This is a genomic window from Pedobacter sp. Leaf194 (assembly GCF_001423945.1).
In the GTDB taxonomy this organism is placed as follows: domain Bacteria; phylum Bacteroidota; class Bacteroidia; order Sphingobacteriales; family Sphingobacteriaceae; genus Pedobacter.
The window spans coordinates 430,614-453,873 of the sequence record NZ_LMPU01000001.1 but is presented as its reverse complement, the minus strand read 5'-3'; the positions used below and the strand labels follow the sequence as shown (position 1 = coordinate 453,873).

At 38.5% G+C, this 23,260-nt stretch carries 21 protein-coding genes; 11 read left to right on the top strand and 10 right to left on the bottom strand.

The window, feature by feature from the left end; translation table 11 throughout:
* The first annotated feature begins 2 nt into the window (after positions 1-2).
* The 4 genes from ASG14_RS02095 (at position 3) to ASG14_RS02080 (ending at position 3,415) form a co-directional block, all read left to right on the top strand.
* The gene (locus ASG14_RS02095; RefSeq protein WP_056869406.1) at positions 3-821 is read left to right on the top strand and encodes a hypothetical protein; all 819 of its coding nucleotides are present in this window, start codon (positions 3-5) and stop codon (positions 819-821) included.
* A gap of 17 nt (positions 822-838) precedes the next feature.
* Positions 839-1,213 carry a GntR family transcriptional regulator gene (locus ASG14_RS02090; RefSeq protein ID WP_056869405.1) on the top strand — a complete coding sequence of 125 codons (375 nt, stop codon included), beginning with the start codon at positions 839-841 and terminating at the stop codon, positions 1,211-1,213.
* A 4-nt stretch (positions 1,214-1,217) separates the two neighbouring features.
* Positions 1,218-2,069: a hypothetical protein gene (locus ASG14_RS02085; RefSeq protein WP_157274810.1), complete on the top strand. Its 852-nt coding sequence runs from the start codon at positions 1,218-1,220 to the stop codon at positions 2,067-2,069.
* A gap of 365 nt (positions 2,070-2,434) precedes the next feature.
* Positions 2,435-3,415, top strand: coding sequence for an alpha/beta fold hydrolase (locus ASG14_RS02080; RefSeq protein WP_056869403.1), 981 nt, complete (start codon positions 2,435-2,437; stop codon positions 3,413-3,415).
* Positions 3,416-3,419: 4 nt separating this feature from the next.
* Here ASG14_RS02080 and ASG14_RS02075 read toward each other — a convergent pair whose 3' ends face one another.
* The 3 genes from ASG14_RS02075 to ASG14_RS02065 are packed head-to-tail and all read right to left on the bottom strand — an operon-like array spanning position 3,420 to position 6,150.
* On the bottom strand, positions 3,420-4,319 hold the full coding sequence (locus ASG14_RS02075; protein ID WP_056869402.1) for a DUF6263 family protein: 900 nt from the start codon (positions 4,317-4,319) through the stop codon (positions 3,420-3,422).
* A gap of 18 nt (positions 4,320-4,337) precedes the next feature.
* Entirely contained in the window at positions 4,338-5,111 is a 774-nt protein-coding gene (locus ASG14_RS02070; RefSeq protein ID WP_056869401.1) for a zinc-dependent peptidase, read from the bottom strand.
* Positions 5,112-5,124: 13 nt separating this feature from the next.
* The gene (locus tag ASG14_RS02065; RefSeq protein ID WP_056869400.1) at positions 5,125-6,150 is read right to left on the bottom strand and encodes a Gfo/Idh/MocA family oxidoreductase; all 1,026 of its coding nucleotides are present in this window, start codon (positions 6,148-6,150) and stop codon (positions 5,125-5,127) included.
* A 140-nt stretch (positions 6,151-6,290) separates the two neighbouring features.
* Here ASG14_RS02065 and ASG14_RS02060 point away from each other — a divergent pair, with 140 nt between their 5' ends.
* Positions 6,291-6,635: a hypothetical protein gene (locus ASG14_RS02060; RefSeq protein ID WP_056869399.1), complete on the top strand. Its 345-nt coding sequence runs from the start codon at positions 6,291-6,293 to the stop codon at positions 6,633-6,635.
* A 153-nt stretch (positions 6,636-6,788) separates the two neighbouring features.
* Here the strand turns inward: ASG14_RS02060 and ASG14_RS02055 are convergent, their stop codons facing one another.
* The 5 genes from ASG14_RS02055 to ASG14_RS02035 all read right to left on the bottom strand — a co-directional run bounded on the left by ASG14_RS02055 (position 6,789) and on the right by ASG14_RS02035 (position 12,222).
* Positions 6,789-7,466, bottom strand: a complete 678-nt coding sequence (locus tag ASG14_RS02055; RefSeq protein WP_200940305.1) for an OmpA family protein — start codon at positions 7,464-7,466, stop codon at positions 6,789-6,791.
* 175 nt (positions 7,467-7,641) lie between these two features.
* Positions 7,642-8,334, bottom strand: a complete 693-nt coding sequence (locus ASG14_RS02050) for an ABC transporter ATP-binding protein (protein WP_056869397.1) — start codon at positions 8,332-8,334, stop codon at positions 7,642-7,644.
* 2 nt (positions 8,335-8,336) lie between these two features.
* Positions 8,337-9,809: a DUF5687 family protein gene (locus ASG14_RS02045; RefSeq protein ID WP_056869396.1), complete on the bottom strand. Its 1,473-nt coding sequence runs from the start codon at positions 9,807-9,809 to the stop codon at positions 8,337-8,339.
* A 57-nt stretch (positions 9,810-9,866) separates the two neighbouring features.
* Positions 9,867-11,147: a replication-associated recombination protein A gene (locus ASG14_RS02040; RefSeq protein ID WP_056869395.1), complete on the bottom strand. Its 1,281-nt coding sequence runs from the start codon at positions 11,145-11,147 to the stop codon at positions 9,867-9,869.
* A 175-nt stretch (positions 11,148-11,322) separates the two neighbouring features.
* Positions 11,323-12,222, bottom strand: coding sequence for a hypothetical protein (locus tag ASG14_RS02035; protein WP_056869394.1), 900 nt, complete (start codon positions 12,220-12,222; stop codon positions 11,323-11,325).
* 111 nt (positions 12,223-12,333) lie between these two features.
* Between ASG14_RS02035 and ASG14_RS02030 the strand changes: the two genes are divergently transcribed.
* The 5 genes from ASG14_RS02030 to ASG14_RS02010 all read left to right on the top strand — a co-directional run bounded on the left by ASG14_RS02030 (position 12,334) and on the right by ASG14_RS02010 (position 17,678).
* Positions 12,334-13,653 (top strand): flippase, encoded by a 1,320-nt coding sequence (locus ASG14_RS02030; RefSeq protein ID WP_056869393.1) that lies wholly within the window; start codon positions 12,334-12,336, stop codon positions 13,651-13,653.
* A complete protein-coding gene (locus tag ASG14_RS02025; protein WP_056869392.1) occupies positions 13,650-14,297 on the top strand; it encodes an FkbM family methyltransferase in 648 nt (215 codons plus the stop codon). The genes ASG14_RS02030 and ASG14_RS02025 overlap by 4 nt, the downstream gene beginning before the upstream one ends.
* A gap of 17 nt (positions 14,298-14,314) precedes the next feature.
* Positions 14,315-15,076, top strand: coding sequence for a class I SAM-dependent methyltransferase (locus ASG14_RS02020; RefSeq protein WP_056869391.1), 762 nt, complete (start codon positions 14,315-14,317; stop codon positions 15,074-15,076).
* A 198-nt stretch (positions 15,077-15,274) separates the two neighbouring features.
* The gene (locus ASG14_RS02015) at positions 15,275-16,177 is read left to right on the top strand and encodes a glycosyltransferase (RefSeq protein ID WP_056869390.1); all 903 of its coding nucleotides are present in this window, start codon (positions 15,275-15,277) and stop codon (positions 16,175-16,177) included.
* A gap of 49 nt (positions 16,178-16,226) precedes the next feature.
* Positions 16,227-17,678 carry an alpha-L-fucosidase gene (locus ASG14_RS02010; RefSeq protein ID WP_056869389.1) on the top strand — a complete coding sequence of 484 codons (1,452 nt, stop codon included), beginning with the start codon at positions 16,227-16,229 and terminating at the stop codon, positions 17,676-17,678.
* A 1-nt stretch (position 17,679) separates the two neighbouring features.
* On the opposite strand, the gene ASG14_RS02005 is transcribed toward ASG14_RS02010, so the two are convergent.
* The gene (locus ASG14_RS02005; RefSeq protein WP_056869388.1) at positions 17,680-18,426 is read right to left on the bottom strand and encodes a bifunctional 2-polyprenyl-6-hydroxyphenol methylase/3-demethylubiquinol 3-O-methyltransferase UbiG; all 747 of its coding nucleotides are present in this window, start codon (positions 18,424-18,426) and stop codon (positions 17,680-17,682) included.
* Between the two features lie 244 nt (positions 18,427-18,670).
* On the bottom strand, positions 18,671-21,862 hold the full coding sequence (locus ASG14_RS02000) for a S41 family peptidase (RefSeq protein ID WP_056869387.1): 3,192 nt from the start codon (positions 21,860-21,862) through the stop codon (positions 18,671-18,673).
* 84 nt (positions 21,863-21,946) lie between these two features.
* Between ASG14_RS02000 and ASG14_RS01995 the strand changes: the two genes are divergently transcribed.
* Positions 21,947-23,218 carry a glycosyltransferase family 4 protein gene (locus ASG14_RS01995; RefSeq protein ID WP_056869386.1) on the top strand — a complete coding sequence of 424 codons (1,272 nt, stop codon included), beginning with the start codon at positions 21,947-21,949 and terminating at the stop codon, positions 23,216-23,218.
* Positions 23,219-23,260: the final 42 nt, after the last annotated feature.

Here is a 23,260-nt window from a genome sequence, read left to right as displayed (position 1 = left end):
CCATGAACAACACATTTAACATAAACAGATTTGGCTTATTGCTTAAAAGACAATGGCTGGATTTTGGAAAGATATATTTGATTAGCCTTCTGGTAATTCTTGGCGTCGTAATCGGATTTTACGCATGGAATAGTCCTTCTCCATTAAAACTTAACAACTATGATGGTGATGGTAACCTTGATATGCGCTTCAGATATGGCTTGTTCTTAATACTGGGCTTTATCTTCATCAGCGTGGTTGCAAGCAGTTATTACGCTTTACTCGGACAAAAACCGCGGGCAATTTTAGAGCTAATGACGCCGGCATCGACCTTTGAGAAATTTTTGGCCGGCGTGTTTTACACCGCAGTTTTAAGTTTAGCAACTTACTTAATCTTGTATTACCTGGTAGATCTATCTTTTGTAAAATACATAAACGCCCACCTTTCCGAATTTAAAGTAGATGGCGCAAAACAAAGCTCAATGAAGCCCGTCGAAAGTATAAGCGCTCAGATTTTTAGTGACGAAAATTACAGGCATTATTTCCTGCATTTCATTTCAGTTCCGTTTTTAATCACCAGCGTCTTCCTTCTCGGGTCAGTCTATTTCAATCGGTTTCACTATATAAAAACAGCAATTTCAGTTATGATTTTTACAGGTGCAGCAAGCTATCTCATTTTTAAATCAGTAAATCTTTTAACAAGAAACATGGTAAATGTAAGCCATGGTGGCCATCGTAACAATGAGCAACTTGCATTTTTACTGATATTCTTGATAACAGCTGCCTTAACATTAATTTTCTGGGCGATAACCTATATCCGTCTAAAAGAAAAAGAGGTTTAATTTTAATTGCTATAAACATGGAATTTAGAGATAATAAGGCGATATACCTTCAAATAGCAGATTACGTTTGCGAACACATTTTGCTGGGAAAGTGGAAAGCCGATGAAAAAGTGCCCTCAGTTAGGGAGCTTGCCATAGAAATGGAAGTAAACCCAAACACCGTGATGCGCACATATGAACTTTTACAGAACAAAAACATCATAAACAATAAAAGAGGCATTGGTTTCTTTGTTGATGAAAGCGCAACTGAAAATGTAAAAAGCTACCGAAAAGTGCAGTTTATAGATGATGAATTGCCTGTAGTATTTAGAAACATTTACTTGCTAAATATCGGTTTTGACGAACTCAAAACCAAATACGAATCATTTGTTAAAGAAAATTTTAACGCTTAAAAACATGAAAACAAGTAACAAAATATTAATTGCATTGGCGGTTGCGCTCATCATTATCCCGATTATTGTGGTCGCGATAACGGTAAAATTAAATTATGCTGACCAGAAATCTGCCGTAGCAGAAAACAAAACAATTGAGCACTTTGCTACACCAACAGCCGGCTTTGTTAGTTCAGAAATAAATAAACCGTTTACCAGAATACAGGTGACGGACGCGAAAGGATTATTTTTAAACATACAACTAATTAAAGACTCAAAATCAGGGATAAAAATTTCCGAAAACGATAAGAGCCTGATAAACTTTGAGACAGATGGGAACGGCGTGCTGCAAATTACTATCAAAGACACCGGAAATAACAAAGGCAATTACTCGTCGATAGTCATTTATTCTCCAAACTTTACAGCGCTAAGTATGGCAAAAGGGCGTGGATTATCGCTGACCGCAAATGTAGATTCGCTGCAGTTAGATGCAGGCGAACTAGATGATGTTTCCATTGGTTCGGAAACAAAAATGAAAACGCTAACTGCGACGCTAAATAAGGTTGGTAGATTAAATTTCGATAACAATCTTAAAGTTGATGTTATAAGTCTCAACCTCAAAAATTCCAATTTCGAATCTGAAAGCACTTCTTGTAAATCGCTGACAGTAAATGCATATGGCAATTCTGACATAGCCATCTCCGGGGAAAACAACAGTTCTAAGAAATTTCAAATTGAGAACCTCTATATCAAGACTACAGGTAAATCAAACTTGAAAGTTGAAGATATTATCGTAAATAAATCATCAGGAAGTCTATCTGATTCAACAACCGTTAACATGTCTGCGGCAATTTTGAAAACAATGTTTAACAAATAGAAACGCTTAAAACAGTAAGCTTTATGCCTTCAAAATTGCGCATAAAGCTTACTTATATTCAATGTCACCAGAAGTTTCTGGGGTGCGCAATTCGCCACAGCTCCGTTCTATTTGTAGAAATCTGCATTATATCAAATGATTGAAATGATGGGTTATGCGGTTGCTAGCTGAAAACCAGTAGCATAACGAGTGTTGGGCAGACCAGGCAACAACACTATCAACCAAAATATGCTCAAAAACTAAAATTATTTCGTGTTTTCGTTGGCCGGTTTAAAAACGGGCATGGTTTTTAAGCTATCCATTAAGCTTGAAATTATTCCTATTTTAGGCTGAAAGTGAATTGTATTGCCACCAAACATTTAAACATGAAAAATTTTTTTCTCCTGATTGCGATTTCCTTATTTACAATGAATACTTATGCGCAAAAGGTTGACACCCTTTCCATAACATTAGAAAACATTAAATATCCGTATCCTGTTAAATTTTTGCCACTTTCAGTTGAGGGACAGGATATTAGAATGGCTTACATGGATGTAGCACCAACCACCACCGCAAATGGCAGAAGTGTTATGCTTTTCCATGGTAAAAATTTTGGCGGTTATTATTGGAGCCATGTAATCAGGGCTTTGGCAAGTAACGGATTTCGGGTTATCGTTCCAGATCAAATTGGCTTTGGCCGCTCATCTAAACCTATAATAAATTACAGTTTTACACAACTTGCAACCTGGAGTAAAAAATTACTGGATACACTTGGCGTGCAAAAAACCTCAATATTAGGCCACAGCATGGGCGGAATGCTTGCTACCCGGTTTGCGCTAATGTTTCCTGAAAGAATGGATAAACTTTTGCTCGAAAACCCAATCGGGCTTGAAGATTATAAAACTTTTGTTCCTGTTTCTACTGTTGAAGAGCAGTATCAACGGGAATTGAAAAATACACCCGAAAGTATTCGCCAATACTACAAAAGCTATTTTACGGTTTGGAAACCTGATTATGAAATGCTGGTAAACGCTGGTGCGGGCATTATTTTTAGCGCCGAATACCCAAGGTATGCTAAGGTGGCGGCATTAACATACAACATGATTTATAATGAACCCGTTGTTGATGATTTTCCAAAGCTGAAGGTACCAACCATTTTATTTATTGGTAAAGAAGACAGAACCATCATTGGCAAAGCGTTACTAAGCGACGACCAAAAAGTTATACATGGTCAGTACAAATTTTTAGGAAAAAATACCGCAGTAAAAATACCTGGCGCTAAAATAGTAGAATTCGAAGCTTGTGGCCACATTCCTCACATCGAGATTATGACCGAGTTTTTGGTTGCATTAACAGGAAGCCTATAGGAAGTTAATTGATTTCTTTGCCGGTTATTTTGTTAATGCCTTCCATATCGAAATCAATATCCTGATTTACAGCTTTCATTTTACCGTACAATTCTATGCGGGTATGACTGCTTAAAATTACGCCTGTTCTTATGTCTATCTGAGCATCGCCAACATTCATGCCTTTTAAGTCTGTTTGCATTTTACTACCCATACTGTCAAAATCGCCTTTCGAAACCAAATTTCCTTTAATGCTTAGAGTAGCAACATTGTCTTTCACCTCCTTTAAGGTATAGGTAGTTGCCGTTTCAATGGGCATGGTAATTTGCACCTTTGTGTTTACAATCCAGCTTTCGCCTATTTTAACAGGCTTGTCAGCAAACATTCTGAATGATGATTCCATGGTCTGTCTAATCACCTCTGCATTAAACTGCTTTTCTAACGAAAGTTTTATTTGCTTCAATTGTGTGGTATCTTTTGTCATTTTTGAGGCAATGCTATCAACCATTTTATCGGTTCCGGAAACAGATTTGATGGCACCGTTAGGTGCCAGAACCATGCTAAAACTCGCATTTCTAAGACCGGAAAACGGATTCATTTTTCCAACTTCATCTTTGTCCGAATCGAGAATAAGTTCGTTACCCATGCCAACTGATTTTATTGTTAGGCGCCTATAGGTTACTTTAATATTTTTGTCGACCCCTTTTAAAGCAGCTATATCAAAAATGTAATCCGTACCCACGTTTTGGATGTAGCTAAGTTCCTTACCATCAACTTTTTGATTAATTATCTGATCAGAACTTATTGTATAGCTGTACTTTTTTCCTGGCGGATAATCTTGTTTTAGCAGATACGCTTTTTGTGCAAAAGCGTTAAAAGACGAAATTAGGATTACGAAAAAAATAAGCTTTTTAAACTGTTTCATTATTAATAATTTATTTTACTATCCAGCCGGCTGTTGGGCAAAAATCCGGCTGAGCTGATGGTACAAATCAGGGTGTTTTTCTTTTAAAAGTTCAGGCTTTTCGAAGAAATACTCAGACACGACTGCAAAAAACTCTGCCTGATTTGTAATGGCATATGGATTTATATCTGATTTATTGTCCCCGATACGTTCCATTTCTTCATGCATCATTTTCACCCATGGTAAGGTATATTCGTGTCCTATCAGGTTTTCAGGAATGCCATCCGTTGCACCGTCAGATTTATCTAAAAGATGTACAAATTCGTGAATTGCAGTGTTTTCTTTGCCCGCACTTTTCGAAAAACCATGCCTTAAAGCAGAGCGTGACAAAATCATTTGTCCGTTCATATAACCACTTCCAACCATGCCCATAATGTTTCTTTCGCCGCCCTCAAACTCAAAATCTTTGTTGAAAGTATCAGGATAAAGCAAAACGCTTGTAAGATTTTTATATTGCCAATCGGTAAAACCAAAGATGGGAATTACGGCACTGGAAGCAATTAATAACTCATCGAGCGTTGTCATTTCTACACCAACACCTTCAATTTTAACCGTGCTAAAAAATTCGGCAATTTTTTGTTCAAACCTCAACTTATCGGTAGAATCCAAATGGTGATAATAACCAACATAATCGTTTAAGATTTGTCTATCTGTTTCAGTCAAGGGTTCTACAGCAGGCTTTTTTTTCCGGAGAATAAAATATAAAGCGAGGAGGAATATGGGTATTAAGTACGCAAAAGGTAAAGAGTTCATAATTTTAAAACGATTAACTTTCGATGATTTCCAATTGAACCAACACGTCTTGCCTGGTAACCGGGTAAGGTTTGTTTTGAGTTAAGCTATCATAAACCGCATCAAATAGTGGCAGGTAACTTCCAATCTCTGAAGGTATTAGCGTTTCAGTTTTATTCCCGTCTTCATCAATGGTGGTTAGTAAACCTTCTTTACCTTTCGGTTCAATGCCATAACCTTCATCAGTAAGTTTCATACCAGCAAGTAGCTGTTCTTCCTGTATATCCGCTCTTTGCTTGATAAAACTTCCATAAACACCGTGCAGCACAAAAGCTGCCTGAGGGTTAACCACAAGCATGCTCGAAGTTACAAATACATTAACGCTATCAGGATAGCTGAGTTGAATAGAGAAGTAATCATCAACCAAAGTATCTTTCCTGTTTTTCCCTAAAATTTTGTGGTAACTAAGGGGTTTGCCAAATAAACTAATTATCTGGTCGAGCAGATGCGGACCTAAATCATACAACAAGCCGCTCGCTTCGATGGCTTTTTCTTTGAAAGCTTTCGGCCCGATCACATTTCTGTATCTATCGTAGCGGAAATGCATCTCATTCAATTTACCCAGTTTTCCGCTTGCTAAAACCTTTTTTATCGATGCAAAATCACTATCCCAACGGCGGTTTTGATAGAAAAAAATCTGCTTGCCTACATTATCGGCTAAATTGAACAATTCTACAGCCTGCGCTGTTGTTGCAGTAAAAGGCTTCTCTACAAGAATATGTTTACCCTGTTCTAATGCGGCTTTAGCATGTTCGTAATGGAGGTTATTTGGAGTATTAACGATTACTAACTCAATTTCTTCGTCTGCTAAAAGTTCGTCAACGCTATTGTAACTTACCACATTTGAGTAATCTCTTTCAGCGTTTTTATTGCTGCGCTCAACTACAGCTTTTAAACTGAATCCATTGTGTGCATTTAGAAACGGTGCGTGGAAAACTTTACCCGACATGCCGTAAGCCAATAATCCTGCCGTAATTGTTTTATTTGAATCAGTGCTCATAGGTTATAAATGTAACCAAAAAAATATTTCAGTGCGCAAGGAAATCCTTAAACGTTTTATTTTTACTTTTTAAAGTCAAAAATTTTGGCTTTTGCGTACAGTTTTTGACCTTACTTCATTTTAAACTTATCTTTGTAAATATGAAACCAGCGGAGATTAACAGCAAGTGGAAAATTTTACAGGAGAGAATATCAAAAGAATTCGACTCAGACTTCCCTGATTTAAAAGTGATGCTGTTTTTAATCGGAGTACAGGAGTTGGGCAAAGGCCCGAAAAAATACAGCAAGCGCCAGAAAGAAGAATTAATGCACATTGCAACGTGCCGTTTGTTAAGCGAAATGGGTTTTTACGAGCTGGAAGGACTTGATCAGGACGGATGGCCACATTGGAAATTAGTCAAAGCGATTCCGCCCTATACCATGCTGGAGCAGGAATTGCTGATGAAATCTTTGGTGGTAAGCTATTTTGAAGATATCTATTCGTAGCACAGTTCTCCAATTCTGAACAGTTAACAATCTTTGCCGACGGATTTACTAATTCGGAACTCGCAATAGAGTTGGATTAAAAACAAAAAACCCCGATGTTTTTGCACCGGGGTTGGATATATAATGACCTCATAGGTAGAGGGAATTGTAGTATTATCCTTGAGTTTTTGCTGTGTTTTTCAATGCATCGTTTGCAACGATTACAATTTCTACACGACGGTTAGCAGCACGACCAGCTTCAGTTTCATTATCTGCAATTGGTTCTGCAAAGCCTTTACCAATGGTAACTAACCTTGACGAAGGAACGCCTTGAGAAACAGCATAAGCTTTAACCGCAGCAGCTCTTCTTTCTGATAAGCCCATGTTGTATTGCTCAGTACCTTTGCTATCTGTATGGCCGATAATTTTAATATCGGTATCAGGATATTGATTTAATGAAGCTGCAAGGCTCTGTACATTTGTTTTAGCTGCATCTTTTAATGCTGTTTTATCGAAATCGAATAAAATTCCGCTATCAAATTTTACGATGATACCTTCACCCTCACGGATAACTTCTGCATTAGGAATTGCTTTTTGTATTTCTGCTGCCTGTCTATCCATTCTACGACCGATGAAAGCACCCGCAGTACCACCAATAGCACCACCAATTAATGCACCAACCGCTGTATTACCAGCTTTTTTGCCAATTAATGCACCAACTACACCACCCGCAGCCGCACCAATACCAGCACCTTTCTGTGTTTTAGTTAAACTATCACAGCTTTGAAATGCCATCGAACCAACTGCTAATCCTATACTTAATGTTGCTATTTTTACTTTTGAAATATTCATAATAATTTAGGTTTAATTTCCTTCGAATCCTTATTCAAACACAATGCCAAAAATCATTTGCTCGAAATATTAAATAGATTAAGCAACAATAGAGCTGAAAAGAATAATTTTCTACAACAAAAAAAAGCTTCAATATCTTGAAGCTTTTTGAATGTATTATTATTAGTACAAAACTTTAAGCAGAAAAGTAGCTTTCCAATTCTTTCAAAGTATTTTCGTCTGTTTTAAAGTCTTTGATTACCCTTCCTTTTTCTACTAAAATGATTCTGTTACAAACATCGGTAACGTGGTTTAAATCATGACTTGAAATAAAAGTTGTCATGCTTCCGCTTTGTGCTTTAAGCAAATTCTTCAAACGAATTTGAGTTGTTGGATCCAGGTTAGCGAACGGCTCATCGAGAATTAAAATTTCAGGCTTTTGCATTAGGGCAGCAGCAATACCAACTTTAACTTGGTTTCCTTTACTAAAATCGCGGATGTATTTTCCGCTGTTTAATATCTCGCCGTTAAAAAATTCTCCATATTGATTAAGGTAGGCCGAAACGTCTGCCACACTTAAATCGTGCAAACTTCCGATAAAAATAAAATACTCTTCGGGCGTGAGATAATCTATCAGGAAACCCTCATCAAGAAAGGACGCGGTGTAATTTTTCCAGTTATCATTCTGCATTACATTTTCACCTTTCGATAAAACTTCTCCTGCTGTTGGCCGGATTAAATCTAACAACATCCTAAAAAACGTTGTTTTTCCGGCGCCGTTATTACCTACCAAACCTACGGTTTCGCCAGCTTCGATATGCAAATCTTCGATGTTTACAACGGTTTTATCGCCATAAACTTTCTGTAAATTCTTAACTTCTAAAATCATAATTATTCTCTAAAGCCTTCGGCTATTTTATAACGTTGTAATTCTAATCTTTTTGCAATGTAATTAACCCAGAATCCACGCATCAAAAGCATGGCCAGGCCAAAAATGGAAACGGCAATTAAGCCCCAGTAAGGCATATCAAGCGCACCGAAAGGAACATAAATTAATATCGGCGTAAGTGCGTAAGGAAACATTAATAACCATTGGGTTGCACCCGTACCCTGATAATTAAAACTTGCCGCTTTGGTAATGTCTAACCGTTTATAATTTAAAGTTGCCAGATAAAGCACCACAACAGTTCCAAAGCCTATGTTGTAAAGGTAAGCGGCGACATGAAGCAATAAGAGTTTAGGACTTAAAAAGCCGTAAAAACTGGCAAGCAAAGTAATCACGGTACAGCCAATTGTAAAAAGCAAAAACTTGGCTTTTATATAATCTTTAAAATTGATTTTGTTGGCAAGGATTCCATCGAAGTGGGCACTTTGCCAGGCAAACATAAACTGGCCATAAATAATTATGGAAATGCCTGTCATAAAAATTGCCCCGAACATCATTTGCCCGAACGCATCTCTGTCTATCGCTTTTTCTTTGTAGAAGATAAATCCGTAGAAGAGGAAGAAAAACCCCATAATAACCGAAGAACGGGGCCTTTTGTGGCGAAGAATTAACTTTAGCTCAAGGGCGGCAAGTTCACCTACTTTGCCAAAACGGTTTAAGAATGCATAATCTGTACTCGCCTTTTTCTCCTGTTTGCTGCTTAACTCCTCAGTATACAAGTTTTTACGAAGGAAGGTAGCGTTTATGTAGAAAATGGCAATGGCTGCCAACGTAAAAATGAAACCGATGTAAGGTTTTGCCGCAATAGTTTTAAAAACGTAATCAGAAGCGGCCATTACCGAAATCACTTTGTAATATTCAAGTGCCGCAAGGGCAGCGAAAATTACCAGGCCAACAAGTGTATAAAGTACATTGCTAATAGATTTACGCTTAATGTAAAGGGCCAGGTAATTGTTAAAAACAGATAACGAAAGGATGGTAACAATATACATTAACGTTGGGAAAGCGCCATAAGTTGGCGCAATTTTCATGAAGCAAAATGGCCAGAACAGAAAAAATGGCCAAAGGTTAAAAGCCGAAAAAAGTGCCTTAACATTAAGAAAATTGATGATTTTGCTTCTCGAAATTTTTAAATGGAGGTAGGGAATAATGCTTAAAGTTGGTAGCTCCTGAAGTTGCAGCCGCATAATAAAATCGAGCGCAAAATAGTACAAAATTAAGCCATTAAAGCTCTTTATCACATCTTGATTGGGGAATATTTTAGGCAAAATGAATTGCATTCCAAAACCTGCACCGAGGGCAAGCACAAGAAAATAAAGCATAAAAAAGCCGAGAACAATTTGCCCGGCAATACTACTGCCCCGATTCCTCGAACGCCAGAATGATTTCCATTGATGGCTTAAAAAAGTATTCAACATATATAGTTTAGGTATTAGTTCTGTTAATTAGTATTTGTTTTGGCTTAAATGTTACAGCTAATAGTTGTATTTATCTTTCCAGTTTTGCTTTAATTTTTCACGAAGCTTTTCTTCTGCCGGATTTTTGCCTGGATCGTACAGTTTAGTGCCGCTTATTTCATCAGGCAAATATTCCTGTGGTTCGAAATTTCCTTCATAGCTATGCGAATATTTATAATCTTTCCCATATCCAATGTTTTTCATAAGCTTGGTAGGTGCGTTACGGATATAAAGGGGAACGGGTAGGTTGCCGGTTTGCTTTACCAGGGCCTGTGCCTGATTTATGGCCTCGTAAGATGCGTTGCTTTTTGCCGAGCTGGCCAGGTAAGTTACACACTGCGACAGAATAATTCTTGCTTCAGGATAGCCAATAACGTTAACCGCCGTAAAGCAGTTATTTGCCAGTAACAAAGCATTGGGATTTGCGTTTCCGATATCTTCCGAAGAAAGAATCAATAATCTTCTCGCGATAAATAATGGGTCTTCACCGCCTTCAATCATTCTTGCTAACCAATAAACTGCAGCATTTGGATCGCTTCCGCGGATAGATTTTATAAAAGCGGAAATGATATCGTAATGTTGCTCGCCCGCTTTATCATAGAGGGCCAGATTTTGTTGCGCATGTGCAAGTACACTTTCATTGGTTAAAGTTATTTTATCTCCACCAATACCGTTCACTGCAATTTCTAGTACGTTTAAAAGCTTTCGGGCATCTCCCCCGCTTAAGCGGATTAGGGCCTCATGTTCCTTAATGGTGATGCTTTTTTTTGCAAGAACCGCGTCTTTCTTTATGGCAGTTTCGAGTAAACCAGCAAGTTCATCCTCTGTTAACGATTTTAAAATATAAACCTGACAACGGGATAGCAAAGCTGATATCACCTCGAAAGAAGGGTTTTCTGTTGTTGCACCAATTAAGGTAACCAAGCCACGTTCTACAGCACCAAGTAAACTGTCTTGCTGCGATTTACTAAACCGATGAATCTCATCAATAAACAGGATCGGCAAACCCAGGAAACTATCTTTTAAGGCAGCTGCTTTGTCAATTACCTCGCGAATATCTTTTACACCACTATTAATTGCGCTGAGGTTGAAAAATGGCCTGTCTAACGCTTGTGAAATAATATAGGCCAGTGTTGTTTTGCCAACACCGGGTGGCCCCCAAAAAATCATCGATGGTAACTGGCTGCTTTCAATAGCCTTACGCAAAACAGCGCCAGCGCCCACCAGATGCTTCTGCCCAACGTATTCATCTAAGTTTTGCGGGCGCATTCTTTCTGCTAACGGAGCTTGGTTTTGCATAATGGTAAATATATAAAAAATGCTCCTTGTAGCATACTCTTGCAAGTCCGAATCGCTAAAACTGCCTTAGTTGGTGGAGCTGTTTGTGTAAAAACTACAGAACTTATTGCTCGCAAAATGGAATTCTAATTCTGCGGGTAATATCCCTAAATCGTAGTAGCAGATTCTACTCCTGTTAATATTTGATGTTTGGAAAATCAGTTCTGGCTTTGTTAAATTGATTTTCCATTTCTGTTGTCCAGCCAAAAGCTATTGTTGCTTGCGATTTAAGATTTACGCCTGCAGCACCACTCCAGAAGTGAACAAACTCTCCAAAGTTCATATCCCTGGTATATTCAGTACCCCTTGCGGGGAAGTTTTGAGACAACAAAACGAAAAATTTGTTTAAGGCCGCTGTCCCTCCATTGTTTGAATAAATTGGGTAAAACCAGTTCTTAAACCATTGCGTATTTGCTTTCGGAAAGTTATCGCTTGTGGCCATGCATTTGTTGTACCAGCGTTCGGCATCGGCTGCCATACCAAGGTTTTTATAAACATCATACTGATAAATTTCCATCCATTTACTATCGCCCCAAATTTTAAACGCGGGTGAATTATGTTTCCCTTTAGAAGCGAATTCGACGATGTGGCCTACTTCGTGTGTAACGATGTCAATCTCGCCAGCGGTAAATCCTTCCCAGGCTTTCGGATCGAGGAGGCCAATGTCGATAACATTTCTATTGTCATGACTGGCTTCCAAATAATTAGATGGATGCCCGCCTGAATACTTTGCGGTATGAAAGATGGCATACAATTGTTTATCTGCACCGAAGTTGCCGTAAACCGTTTTTGTATACTTCCAAACTTTGGTTAAATAATCATTCGGCCATTTTACGGATTTATTAACATCATTATCATAAAAAACCTTCAAATCATCGTTAGAAAAAACATTAGTAAGCAATTGATTGTGTTCAAACCAATGCTCTTGCCAGGTTTCCTGCTTATCTGTTCCCTGGGTAACGGTGTTGTTTTTTTTACAAGCTGAAAGTGTCAAAAAAAAGCATACCATGCAGGCAATAGTTTGATAGTGTTTCATAACATATTATTTTGGTTCTTTTTATTAACGATTTATTTCGCCTAAATGTTTTATGCACAGATTGTAACATAGACTGTAAAGCGACAAACATTTTTTTACATCTTTGCGTTGATGAAATTACCTGCCATAAAAGGTTTTGATGAAGAAGCATTTAACAAGTATCTAAAAAATACAGGCTGGTTAATGTTTGGAAAGGTACTAAGCTTAATCGTCGGGCTATTCATCGCGAGGTATTTAGGCCCTGATCTGTTTGGCGATCTAAATTTCGGCCTTTCACTGGTGGCCATTTTAGCTGCAGTTGGGGCGTTAGGTCTCGATACCTTTATCATACGAGAAATTATCAAAGAACCTGCTAAAAGAGATGAAATTTTAGGCACCTCGCTTTGGCTGAGAATAGTTACAAACGCCGCCGCCATTCCGTTGGCAATGGCTATTTACTATTTTAGCCATAAGTTATCTTCAAGCCCCGGTGCACCATTAACGGTAATGGTAGGCTTGCTTGCACTGGCTTCCTTTTTTAAATCATTTAACGTTATTGATGCTTATTTTCAATCGCAGGTTCAATCTAAATACGTTGTTCAGGTTCAAAATATTTGTTTAATTATTTCGGCAGCCGTAAAATTAATTTTAATCTACTTCGGTTTGCCATTAATATACATTGTATGCGCTCTGGTATTTGACGGATTTATTCTGGCACTCGGCTTAATTATCGTTTATCATAAAAGAGGTTTTGATATCTTTAAGTGGAATTTTGATTCCGGCAGGGCAAAATCACTCCTGAGACAATCTTCACCTTTAATTTTATCTGCAGTAATGGTTTCCATTTATATGAAAATCGACGTAGTAATGCTTAAGGGAGTTGGCAGCAAGGCGGTTGGCATTTACAGTGCCGCAGCAAACCTAAGCGAAGCATGGTATTTTATTCCCGTTGCTATAGTAACTTCAGTATTTCCGGCCTTGGTTAATGCCAGGAAAACCGATTTGGAACGCTACCATAAAAGGTTAGGCAATTTATACGATTTACTGGTTTACATCTGCCTTCCGGTTGGCATCTTTATTAGTTTTACAGCTAATTTCATCATTCATTTGCTATATTCTAACAAATACGAAGGCGCCGGCGCAATGCTTTCCATTCATATCTGGTCTGGAATATTTGTGTTTTTAGGCAGTGCAAGTTCGCAGTATTTAATTGCCGAAGGCTACACAAAAATTGCGTTTTACCGTACAGCCGCCGGGGCCTTGGTAAACGTTTTGCTTAACCTCTGGTTAATTCCGAAATATGCAGGCATTGGCGCATCAATTGCTACACTAATAGCTTGCTTTGTTTCTACCTTTTTTATCTTGTTAATTCCAAAAACTCGTCAACAAGGCATAATGATGTTAAAATCATTATTTTTGGTCACCGCATTTCAAAAAATATCAACACGTTGAGTACTCTAAAAGCATTAACAACACTAATCGCTAAGCCAAACAGGCTTAAAGCATTACTATCTTACGGCCATAAAGGCTATTTAAACAGCATTGGCTGGTTCACCGCTTTTGATAAAAGGCAAGCTGTAGATGGAGCGGGAAACGCTCTGCCATGGGTAACTTATTCTTTTATTGATTTTATAAAAGAAAGAATCAACAAGTCGCAACATATTTTTGAATATGGCTCAGGCAGCTCGACTATTTTCTATGCGGAAAGAGCCGGCTCGGTTACCTCTGTTGAACACGATAAAGGCTGGTTCGACAATGTGAAAAACAACAGTCCGGCTAATGCGGAAATGATTTTTTGCCATCTAGAACGCGACGGCGAATATGCGAAGAAAGCCACCTCGCTTGGAAAGAAGTTCGACATAATCATTGTTGATGGCCGGGACCGGGTAAATTGCTGCAAATATAGCATCGAGGCTTTGTCATCAAACGGTGTGTTGGTTTTAGACGACAGCGAACGTAAAGTTTACGATGCGGCGAGAGTTTTATTGAAAGGTCAGGGTTTTAAAGAAATCAGTTTCAGCGGGATTTCTCCGGGTTTATTTTACGAAAAAGCAACCTCTGTTTTTTATAAAGCGGACAACTGTTTGGGCATTTAATCTTCAAACTTTAACATATGATTAGTGAAGAAGTAAAAACAGCGTACGATAATTTTTATACAAACAGCGATGTTGCCTGGCGTATGCTTGGCGCAAAATATAAAGCCCAAAACATTATTGATGTTTGTAAAGGCATTAAACCGAAAAAGGTTTTAGAAGTTGGGGCAGGCGACGGAAGTATTCTTCATTTTTTAAACGAATGGAGATTTGCACCCGAATTATATGCACTCGAGATTGCGCAAAGCGGTGTTGATATAATTATGGAAAGAAAGCTTTCTTTCTTAAAAGATGCCCAAACCTTCGACGGCTATAAAATTCCTTATGAAGATGATGCTTTCGATTTGGTGATTCTAGCCCATGTTTTGGAACATGTAGAACATGAAAGAATCTTGCTTAGAGAGTTAAAAAGAGTTGCCAAACATATCGTTGTTGAGGTGCCAAAAGATTACCGTTTTGGTGTGGATAACAGAATGAAACACTTTTTAGATTATGGCCATATAAACATGTATACGCCAACATCGTTACGTTTTTTGTTGCAGAGTGAGGGACTGGAAATTTTAGAAGATAAAGTTTCTATGACCGCCCCTGAAACCGTTAAGTTTAATGAATTTGTTAACAAAAAGGCACCTAAAACATTTACCAAAAACTTAAAAATCGAATTGGAATATCGCATTAAAAAGACTTTGGGGAATTTCCTTGGCAGAAAGAAACAGGAACAATTTGCTAATGCTTATACGGTTTTAACGCAAAAGTCAGATTCGAACCTGCATATTTTTTAGTTGGGGAGAACATTATCGCACAACTTTTAACCTGGATGAAACTATTAAATCAGCCGATGGGTTTAATGATAAATTTAAATTCAAATCATATCTTCGAGGAAGGTTAAAAACCGCTGCAAATGAATTACGCGAGCGAATTTTTTAAAATATTGCCTTAACCGGAACCTACATTCCTTAAATGGTGAAAGACTAACAACAATGCAAAACCCCGCCCCGATAGCACTTTTCGTCTACAACCGCCCACAACACACGGAGCGGACTTTAAAATTTTTGCAACAAAACGAACTGGCTGCCGAAAGCCGGCTTTACATCTTTTCTGACGGCGCTAAAACCAAACAAGAGGAAGATAAAGTGGCAGAGGTTAGGTCAATAATTAACAATGTTGATGGTTTTAAATCTGTTAAAGTTATCGAACGAAAATCGAACGCGGGTTTAGCCAATTCCATTATAGCCGGAGTTACACAACTGATAAATGATTATGGCAAGGTCATCGTTTTTGAAGACGATTTGATAACTTCCCCACATACACTTACTTATTTTAATGATGGTTTAACCCGCTATAAAGAAGAGGAAAAAGTGATGCACATTGGTGCTTACATGTACCCCATTAAAGCTGAAAGTTTACCTCAGTCGTTTTTTTACAGGGCGGCAACAAGCTGGGGATGGGCAACATGGGCAAGAGCGTGGAAACACTTCGAACCAAATATCGACACGTTATTAAGCCAGTTCGACAGCAAAAAGAAATCAGCATTTTCCATTGATAATACTATGAATTTCTGGAAGCAAATGCAGGAATTCAAAAATGGTAAAAATAATAGCTGGGCAATCCGATGGTATGCCTCTATATTCTTAAAGGGCGGCCTAACGTTAAATCCATCGCAATCGTTGGTAAATAATATTGGTCACGATGGTAGCGGGGTTCACTCTGGTATAAATGACATTTACAATGTTATCATTAACCCGAAACCAATTGTTGAGTTTCCGGAGGTTATTGAAGAAAATGAACAGGCTTATCAGGTAATAAAATTGTTTTTAGCCAACAGAAAGGGAAGTTTATGGGACAGGATTAAACGGTTCTTGGTAGAAAAAATCAATAAATAACAACCATTGCAATTAATCTGACCATCTTTAAGTTTTTAAATTTTGCTTTATGAAATGGATAACAATACTACTTCTTTCAGTTTCGATACTGGTAAAGGCACAGAATGCGCCAAAGCCTTATGGAGCTTTACCGTCTAAAAGGCAGCTTGCCTGGCACGACATTGAAGTTTATGGTTTGATTCATTTTACGCCAACTACATTCGAAAACAAGGAATGGGGATTTGGAGACGCCGATCCCAAAACTTTTAACCCAACAGACTTTAATGCAGAACAAATCATTAAAGCTGCGAAAGCCGGCGGTTTAAGGGGAATTATTCTGGTGGCAAAACATCACGACGGTTTCGCTCTTTGGCCAACAAAAACCACAGCTTATAATATTATGCAAAGTCCATTCAGAGGTGGAAAAGGCGACCTCGTTAAAGAGATTGAGCAGGCTGTTAGAAAAAACGGCTTAAGTTTCGGTGTTTATTGTTCTCCATGGGATAGAAATAATGCCAAATACGGTACTCCGGAATATTTAGCTATTTACCAGGCGCAACTTAAAGAACTTTACAGCAACTATGGCTCTCTTTTTATGAGCTGGCATGATGGCGCAAACGGTGGCGATGGCTATTACGGTGGCGCAAAAGAAAAACGCTCTATCGATAATACAACTTACTACGACTGGAATAATACCTGGGCAATTACCAGAAAAATGCAGCCAATGGCAAATATATTTAGCGATATTGGCCTTGATATCCGTTGGGTTGGCAATGAAGATGGCAACGCGGCAGAGACGAGTTGGGAAACCTTTACGCCGCTTCCGCCCGAGGGCAAAAACGTGGCTGTTCCGGGTCAGGCAAATTATCCGCAAAGCCCGATGGGTATTAGAAACGGCAAGTTCTGGATGCCGGCCGAATGTGATGTACCACTTAGAAAAGGATGGTTCTATCATCCGACAGAAAAGCCAAAAACACCAGAGACTTTGTTTGATTTATACCTGAAAAGTGTTGGCCGGGGTGCTGGATTAGATTTGGGTTTAGCACCCGATACACGCGGCCAGTTGCATGAAGATGATGTTGCGGCGCTAAAAGCTTTTGGAGATATGGTTGCACACACTTTTGCAAATAACCTGGCTAAAACTGCACAAATTACGGCCAGCAATAGCAGAGGGAAAACTTATGGGGTTTCGAAAATTTTAGACGCAAATAGAAACAGCTATTGGGCAACTAAAGATGATGTTCGTACCGCAAGTATAGAAATCGACTTAAAAGCGACCAAAACTTTCGACATCATCAGCCTGCAGGAGTACATACCGCTTGGCCAAAGAATTGAAGCATACAACATTGAAATTTTTGAGAACAATAGCTGGAAAAAAGTTTTTGACGGAACGAGTATCGGGGCAAAAAGATTAATCAAACTGGAAACACCGGTTAGCACAACCAAAGTGAGAGTAAATATTACCAAATCGCCGGTTTGTATTACTTTAAGTGAGTTTGGGATTTATAAAAAAAGAGACTAATTTATTTTCTGGCTTGTAAAATAATGTATGGCGATAAGCCTTGGCTTTCGAAGGGAATAAGTTTTGTGAAGATTTTCCCGCTAACCCAAACCATTTTTTTAAATAAACGAACGCCTGCTGATTTTTGAGACTCATCTTCGAGCCACACACTAAACCGACCAAAATAGCCTGCTTTAACATCCTTTAAACCCGCTGTTTCGCAAATCGATTTTAGCAATTCCGGATTCATGCTATCGATATTGTGCTTATCGTAATTTTCCTTGTCGAAGTTTTTTTGAAACCAGCCATTTACTGCTTTGAAATTCGGCAGCGTGATAAACAGCGTTCCGCCGGGCTTTACAAAAGCGATATGCCGATTTATGATGTCTGCAGTATCATTAAAATGTTCGATTAAACCACAACTAAGTACTAAATCATATTGCTGTTCGGGTTCGTAATTAAATAAATCGGTTTCAATAATATGAATGTCTTTAGCACTTAAATCATTCTTTTGTAGTAACTCATTAACCACAGGCGGATGTACGAAATAATCGAGAAGCGTTACATCCAGTTTAAAATATTTTTTTAAAAAAACGGCATAATAACCTGGAAAACCACCAAGTTCGATTGCAGTTTTTACGTTATGCTTCTCTATAACATCTGCCAGTTGGCGATGAAACAGATAATTTGATGGTAGCTGTACCGCAAGTCCTTTTTTACGCTCCCAATAATTTACCCAAAAAGCTCTGTCGGTTAATAAATTTGCCATGTTAAATAATTCCAAAGGCCAAAGAAACGGAAAAATTTGAAGATCCAGGCTAATACAATTACATCAAGGAAAGCTTTGGGAAATTCTTCTGGAGTATTAACCAGCCAAACCATATTTCTTCAGCTCCGGCTTGCCAGTTCTCCTTTAGGATTTACTGTAATTCAGCTATCATTTTATGAGCTTTTTTGAATGCAAGAGGCGCTGATTTCCTCGAATGTTTTAAATCATAAAGGATTTGGTACCATTACTTTAAATCATTTAAAATTTCTGCCACGGCTTTTTCTAATTGTGGATCTTTATCCGCAAGCCTGTCTTCGAAACTGTTATTTACATAGATATCTGGCTTTACGCCTTCTTTTTCAATGTTTTTGCCATCCATTGTATAACAGCCCCATGAAGGTAAGCGGTAAGAAGAACCATCAACCAAACCTTTAGCCGAGGTAAAAATAATCCATCGGTAAGTTTCAGTTCCAATAATTTTACCCAATTTCAATTGCTTAAAACCCGCGGCGGTCATTTCCGCATCACTTAACGATTGTTCGTTAACCAGCAAAACAATAGGCTTTGCCGCCGGACCAAAATTGCTTTGTGGCGCCATTTTTCCGCCACGGTACTTCCACTTTAAATATGGTTTCTGAGAAAGGAATTTTAGTACTGCATCATGAACATTTCCACCGGTGTTGTAGCGCAAATCTAGTATGATGGCGTCTTTTTGCTCCTCCTGCTCTACCATATCTAACAAAAACCTCTCTAACTCTCCCGCACCCATATTTTTCATGTAAGAATAGGCAATGCGATTGTTGCCCCATTTATCTACATTTTGACGGTTTTTTGCAATCCATTCATCATATAGATTGTTTTTTAACGCAGCAGAACCCTGCGGATGGATGTTTACGAAGACATTTTTTCCGCCACGCGAAAAGGTTAAGGTTATCTCCTTATCCAAGGATGGTTTGCTAAAATAGAAATCGCGGTCAGTTTTCTCATCAACCTGAGTTCCATTTACAGCCGTTAAAACATCGCCTGGAAGAATGTTTACACCATTGTACGATGCATTACTTTTAGCAATGATTCGCTCCACTTTATATGGATTTTCGTTGTCAAACATAATCCCCGTTTGGTTGGTAATGTAATTCAGGTTCTTGCGTTCTTCGGCGCCTGTGCTATTAAAGCCCATATGCGAAGAGTTTAATTCGCCCAACATATCGTTCAGCAGCAACCTCAAATCACTCCGATTATTAACGTATGGCAGATAAGCTGCGTAACGGGTTTTCATCTTCTCCCAATCTACACCATGGAAATTTTCATCATAAAAGTTTTCGTCCAAACCAACCCAGGTTTCATAAAACATCTGGTTAAATTCAGCATTAAGATTTCTTGCAAATTTATACGCATGGTCAATCTTATCCAGTTTATTGCCGTCGAGGTTGTATTTATTAATAACGCCTCCAGCTAGTGTAAAAAACTTATCGGCAACCTGGATAATGCTGATGTCATCACCATCGCCAACCTTTTCCGTTTTATTCGCTTCAAATGGCTCAATTGTGGTACGATATAAGCCTGTTTTCCCGCCCTCGTGGTTAGAAGAATAAAAAACATAAGTTTTATCGCCCTTAGCAAAAACATCTGTGCCAAACTGGCTGCCAAAACCCGGACTAACCAGTTCTACCCTATCCAGAATATTTTGGGTGTTTATGGTGATGATGTTCGCAGGTTTCGGTGCTGCTTTGACTTCGGTCTTCTTTTTAGCGGTATCGATAGTTTTAGCGCTTTTTTTATCTGTAACGGCAGGCTTTACATCTTTAGGTTCAGGAGCAGTTTCTTTAAATAAATCATCAAATTTATCTGAACGGAAAGGTGCATCGTAATTGTTGAGCGCCATGCGATAAATGTGAACATTTTCACTTCCGGAAGGGTAAAAAGGATCGGTTCTGGCGCTGGTAAAATAAATGTATTTCCCATCTGGCGACCAAGCCGGAGCGGTTTCTGTAACACCAGTATTTGTAAGGTTGATGGTTTTATTGCCTTTGATGTTATGAACTAAAATATCTTGTTCAAAATTGCGATAGGCGGTAAAAAGCACGTATTCATCATTTGGAGAAAAACTTGGTGTCGAATTTTGAATCGCCCAAAACTCGTCTGTAACCAACGTTTTGCTTTCAAATGTTTTTAAATCCAAAAGCTTCAACTCATTTCTGCCGCTTAAATAAACGCCCATTGTCCGGGTTTTATTCAGGGTTATATCGCGGTCGTTTGCTTTATCTTTTGTTAGCTGTTTAGGCGTTCCTTTGCCATCACCGGTTATAGTAAACCAGTTTTGGTAGCCGTTCCACGTTTGGCAAAACAGAATCGTTTTATTATCTGCAAGCCACTTACACTGCATTGCCCGTTCGCCGCTGTTGGTGATTTTACGGATAAATTTTCCTTCGGCATCGCTAACGAAAAGCTCTCCACGAGAAACAAAGGCTATTTTTTTACCATCGGGAGCAACATCAAACCCCGAAATATTTCCTTTAACATCATACTCCTGCGCCTTAGTTAAAATCTGATTCCGTGACGTGCTGATGTTTACTTTCTCCGTTTTTTTAGTTGCAACATCATAGATATAAAGCTGATAATCTTTTTCAAAAACAACTGTTGTTCCGTTAGCTGATACAAAGGGGCGTTTAATCGATGTATCAAAATTGGTAAGTGCAGTCTTTTTTCCGCCTAAAAATGTATATAGATTGTATTCTTCATTGCCCTCATCAGAAACGAAATAGACGTTTCCTCTAGCATCAACGCTTGTCCAAAAGTCCTTACCAATATAATTTGTGTATTGTTTATATGTTTTGGTTTTTAAATTATAAGATTGTATATCAGGATTATAGGCCCCTTTATAATGCTTTCGATTGGCGAAACGATAACTTTCCCACGTATCGCTAAAAAACAACTCACCATCAGGAGCCTCTGCAACATGATGAGTGGTGTTGAAATAGTTTTCGAACAAGCGAAGTGCAGTTCCTCCGCCTATGCCAACTTTATAACTTGAAAAAGAATTGAACCTGCCCGAGGTGAAATAAATTGTTTTAGAATCCCAACTCCAGTTATCAACCTCGTCAGCAGCATCATTAAAAGTTAACTGTTTAATGTCGCCACCAGCTAAAGGCATTATGTAAACATCATAATTTCCATACTGATTGGAAGAAAAAGCCATCCATTTACCATCAGGGGAAACTTTCGGGTTTATTTCTTCACCTTGCATTGCGGTAATTCTTGAAGCAAGACCACCTTTCGCAGGCACTTTCCAGATGTCGCCATCATAGCTGAATACTATTGTTTGCGCATCGGGCGTTAAAGCAGGAAATGCAGCGAAATAAGTTTGGTTTTGAGCAAACGCGTGTAAAGGCAACAAAAATACTATTGCAACTAGCGATTTTAGTATGATTTTAATCATGATATTGTTTGTTTGGCTTTGGAAAGTTGAAAATACGCAACAGATTTTATATTCGTAAACAATAAAATGTATTTTTGAATTGATTTGAAGATTTTACACCTAAATACTTACGATGGAAATGGCGGCGCAGGAAGAGCCTGTTTACGCCTTAGCGACGCCCTGAAAGCAAATGGAATCGATTCGAAAGTTTTAGTGTATTATAAATTCGGCCAAAATCCAGTTGTTGATACTTTTAGTAAATCGCCGTTTCAAAAAGCCAAAGCTGTTTTTAACATCCTGTCCGAAAGATATTATGCAAAATGGCTCAGCAAATCGGTTAAAACGCCTTTTAGTTTACAATGGTTTGGCCGTTCGATAAAGAATCATCCGGAGGTGAAAAGTGCCGATGTTATTCACCTTCATTGGATAAATCATGGCTTTTTAACCCCAAAATTTTTGGCGGAACTTGATGAGCTGGAAAAGCCAATTGTGTGGACCTTTCATGATAGTAACGCTTTTACCGGTGGCTGCCATGTTCGTTATGGTTGCGAAAATTTCCATCAACAATGTGGTAACTGCCCTATCTTAAAGCTCAGCAATAAAGATGATATTTCGCATAAAACCTGGCTGAGGAAACAAAAAGCCTACACCGCTTTAAATTTTCATATTGTTGCACCAAGCAACTGGATGGCTAAATCGGTAAAGTTTAGCAGTTTGTTGGGTACCCGGAAAACATCAGTAATTCCAAACACGATAGAAACCAAAATTTTTAAGCCATACGTCAAAACAGAGGCGAAAAAAATCCTGAAAATTAATCCGGATAAATTTGTGTTGATGAGTGGTTTTATGCCTTCGAAAAATGATAAACATAAAGGGACACCTTATCTGGTTGAAGCGCTCGAAATTTTATCAAGAAGAAAAGGAATTGATAAACACACAATTGAGCTGGTTATATTCGGTAACAAAGAAAACGCCGAGATGCCCGAATTCCCGTTTAAAACTACGTTTTTGGGCACCATAAATAAAGATGAGCACCTGGCAAAATGTTACTCTGCAGCCGATGCTTTTATAACCCCATCGCTTGAGGATAATTTGCCAAATACCGTAATGGAAAGCCTTTCTTGCGCTACGCCGGTAATTGCTTTCACAACTGGAGGTATTCCTGATATGGTTAAACACCAAAAAAATGGCTACCTCGCAGCATATCAAAGCGCAGAAGATTTAGCTAACGGAATTGAGTGGCTTTATCATCACCCAAATAAAGAGGAAATTCAAAAAGCAGCCAGGCTGACTATTCTGACCAAATTTTCGGAAGAAGTTATCGCCGCCGAACACATTCATTTGTATGAAACACTGATTGATTTGCAACCGAAATAAATGAAAAAACTTAAGAGCCAAACCAACAATAACATGGCGCTT

What these genes read in the sequence shown, in the direction of transcription:
- ASG14_RS02085 (WP_157274810.1), top strand. Translation starts at nt 1,218, where the DNA reads ATGAAAACAAGTAACAAAATATTAATTGCATTGGCGGTTGCGCTCATC.
- ASG14_RS02005 (WP_056869388.1), bottom strand. Translation starts at nt 18,426, where the DNA reads ATGGCAAATTTATTAACCGACAGAGCTTTTTGGGTAAATTATTGGGAG.
- ASG14_RS02065 (WP_056869400.1), bottom strand. Translation starts at nt 6,150, where the DNA reads ATGAGCACTGATTCAAATAAAACAATTACGGCAGGATTATTGGCTTAC.
- ASG14_RS02050 (WP_056869397.1), bottom strand. Translation starts at nt 8,334, where the DNA reads ATGATTTTAGAAGTTAAGAATTTACAGAAAGTTTATGGCGATAAAACC.
- ASG14_RS02070 (WP_056869401.1), bottom strand. Translation starts at nt 5,111, where the DNA reads ATGAACTCTTTACCTTTTGCGTACTTAATACCCATATTCCTCCTCGCT.
- ASG14_RS02055 (WP_200940305.1), bottom strand. Translation starts at nt 7,466, where the DNA reads ATGAATATTTCAAAAGTAAAAATAGCAACATTAAGTATAGGATTAGCA.
- ASG14_RS02060 (WP_056869399.1), top strand. Translation starts at nt 6,291, where the DNA reads ATGAAACCAGCGGAGATTAACAGCAAGTGGAAAATTTTACAGGAGAGA.
- ASG14_RS02000 (WP_056869387.1), bottom strand. Translation starts at nt 21,862, where the DNA reads ATGATTAAAATCATACTAAAATCGCTAGTTGCAATAGTATTTTTGTTG.
- ASG14_RS02045 (WP_056869396.1), bottom strand. Translation starts at nt 9,809, where the DNA reads ATGTTGAATACTTTTTTAAGCCATCAATGGAAATCATTCTGGCGTTCG.
- ASG14_RS02035 (WP_056869394.1), bottom strand. Translation starts at nt 12,222, where the DNA reads ATGAAACACTATCAAACTATTGCCTGCATGGTATGCTTTTTTTTGACA.
- ASG14_RS02010 (WP_056869389.1), top strand. Translation starts at nt 16,227, where the DNA reads ATGAAATGGATAACAATACTACTTCTTTCAGTTTCGATACTGGTAAAG.
- ASG14_RS02020 (WP_056869391.1), top strand. Translation starts at nt 14,315, where the DNA reads ATGATTAGTGAAGAAGTAAAAACAGCGTACGATAATTTTTATACAAAC.
- ASG14_RS02095 (WP_056869406.1), top strand. Translation starts at nt 3, where the DNA reads ATGAACAACACATTTAACATAAACAGATTTGGCTTATTGCTTAAAAGA.
- ASG14_RS02075 (WP_056869402.1), bottom strand. Translation starts at nt 4,319, where the DNA reads ATGAAACAGTTTAAAAAGCTTATTTTTTTCGTAATCCTAATTTCGTCT.
- ASG14_RS02040 (WP_056869395.1), bottom strand. Translation starts at nt 11,147, where the DNA reads ATGCAAAACCAAGCTCCGTTAGCAGAAAGAATGCGCCCGCAAAACTTA.
- ASG14_RS02080 (WP_056869403.1), top strand. Translation starts at nt 2,435, where the DNA reads ATGAAAAATTTTTTTCTCCTGATTGCGATTTCCTTATTTACAATGAAT.
- ASG14_RS02015 (WP_056869390.1), top strand. Translation starts at nt 15,275, where the DNA reads ATGCAAAACCCCGCCCCGATAGCACTTTTCGTCTACAACCGCCCACAA.
- ASG14_RS02090 (WP_056869405.1), top strand. Translation starts at nt 839, where the DNA reads ATGGAATTTAGAGATAATAAGGCGATATACCTTCAAATAGCAGATTAC.
- ASG14_RS02030 (WP_056869393.1), top strand. Translation starts at nt 12,334, where the DNA reads ATGAAATTACCTGCCATAAAAGGTTTTGATGAAGAAGCATTTAACAAG.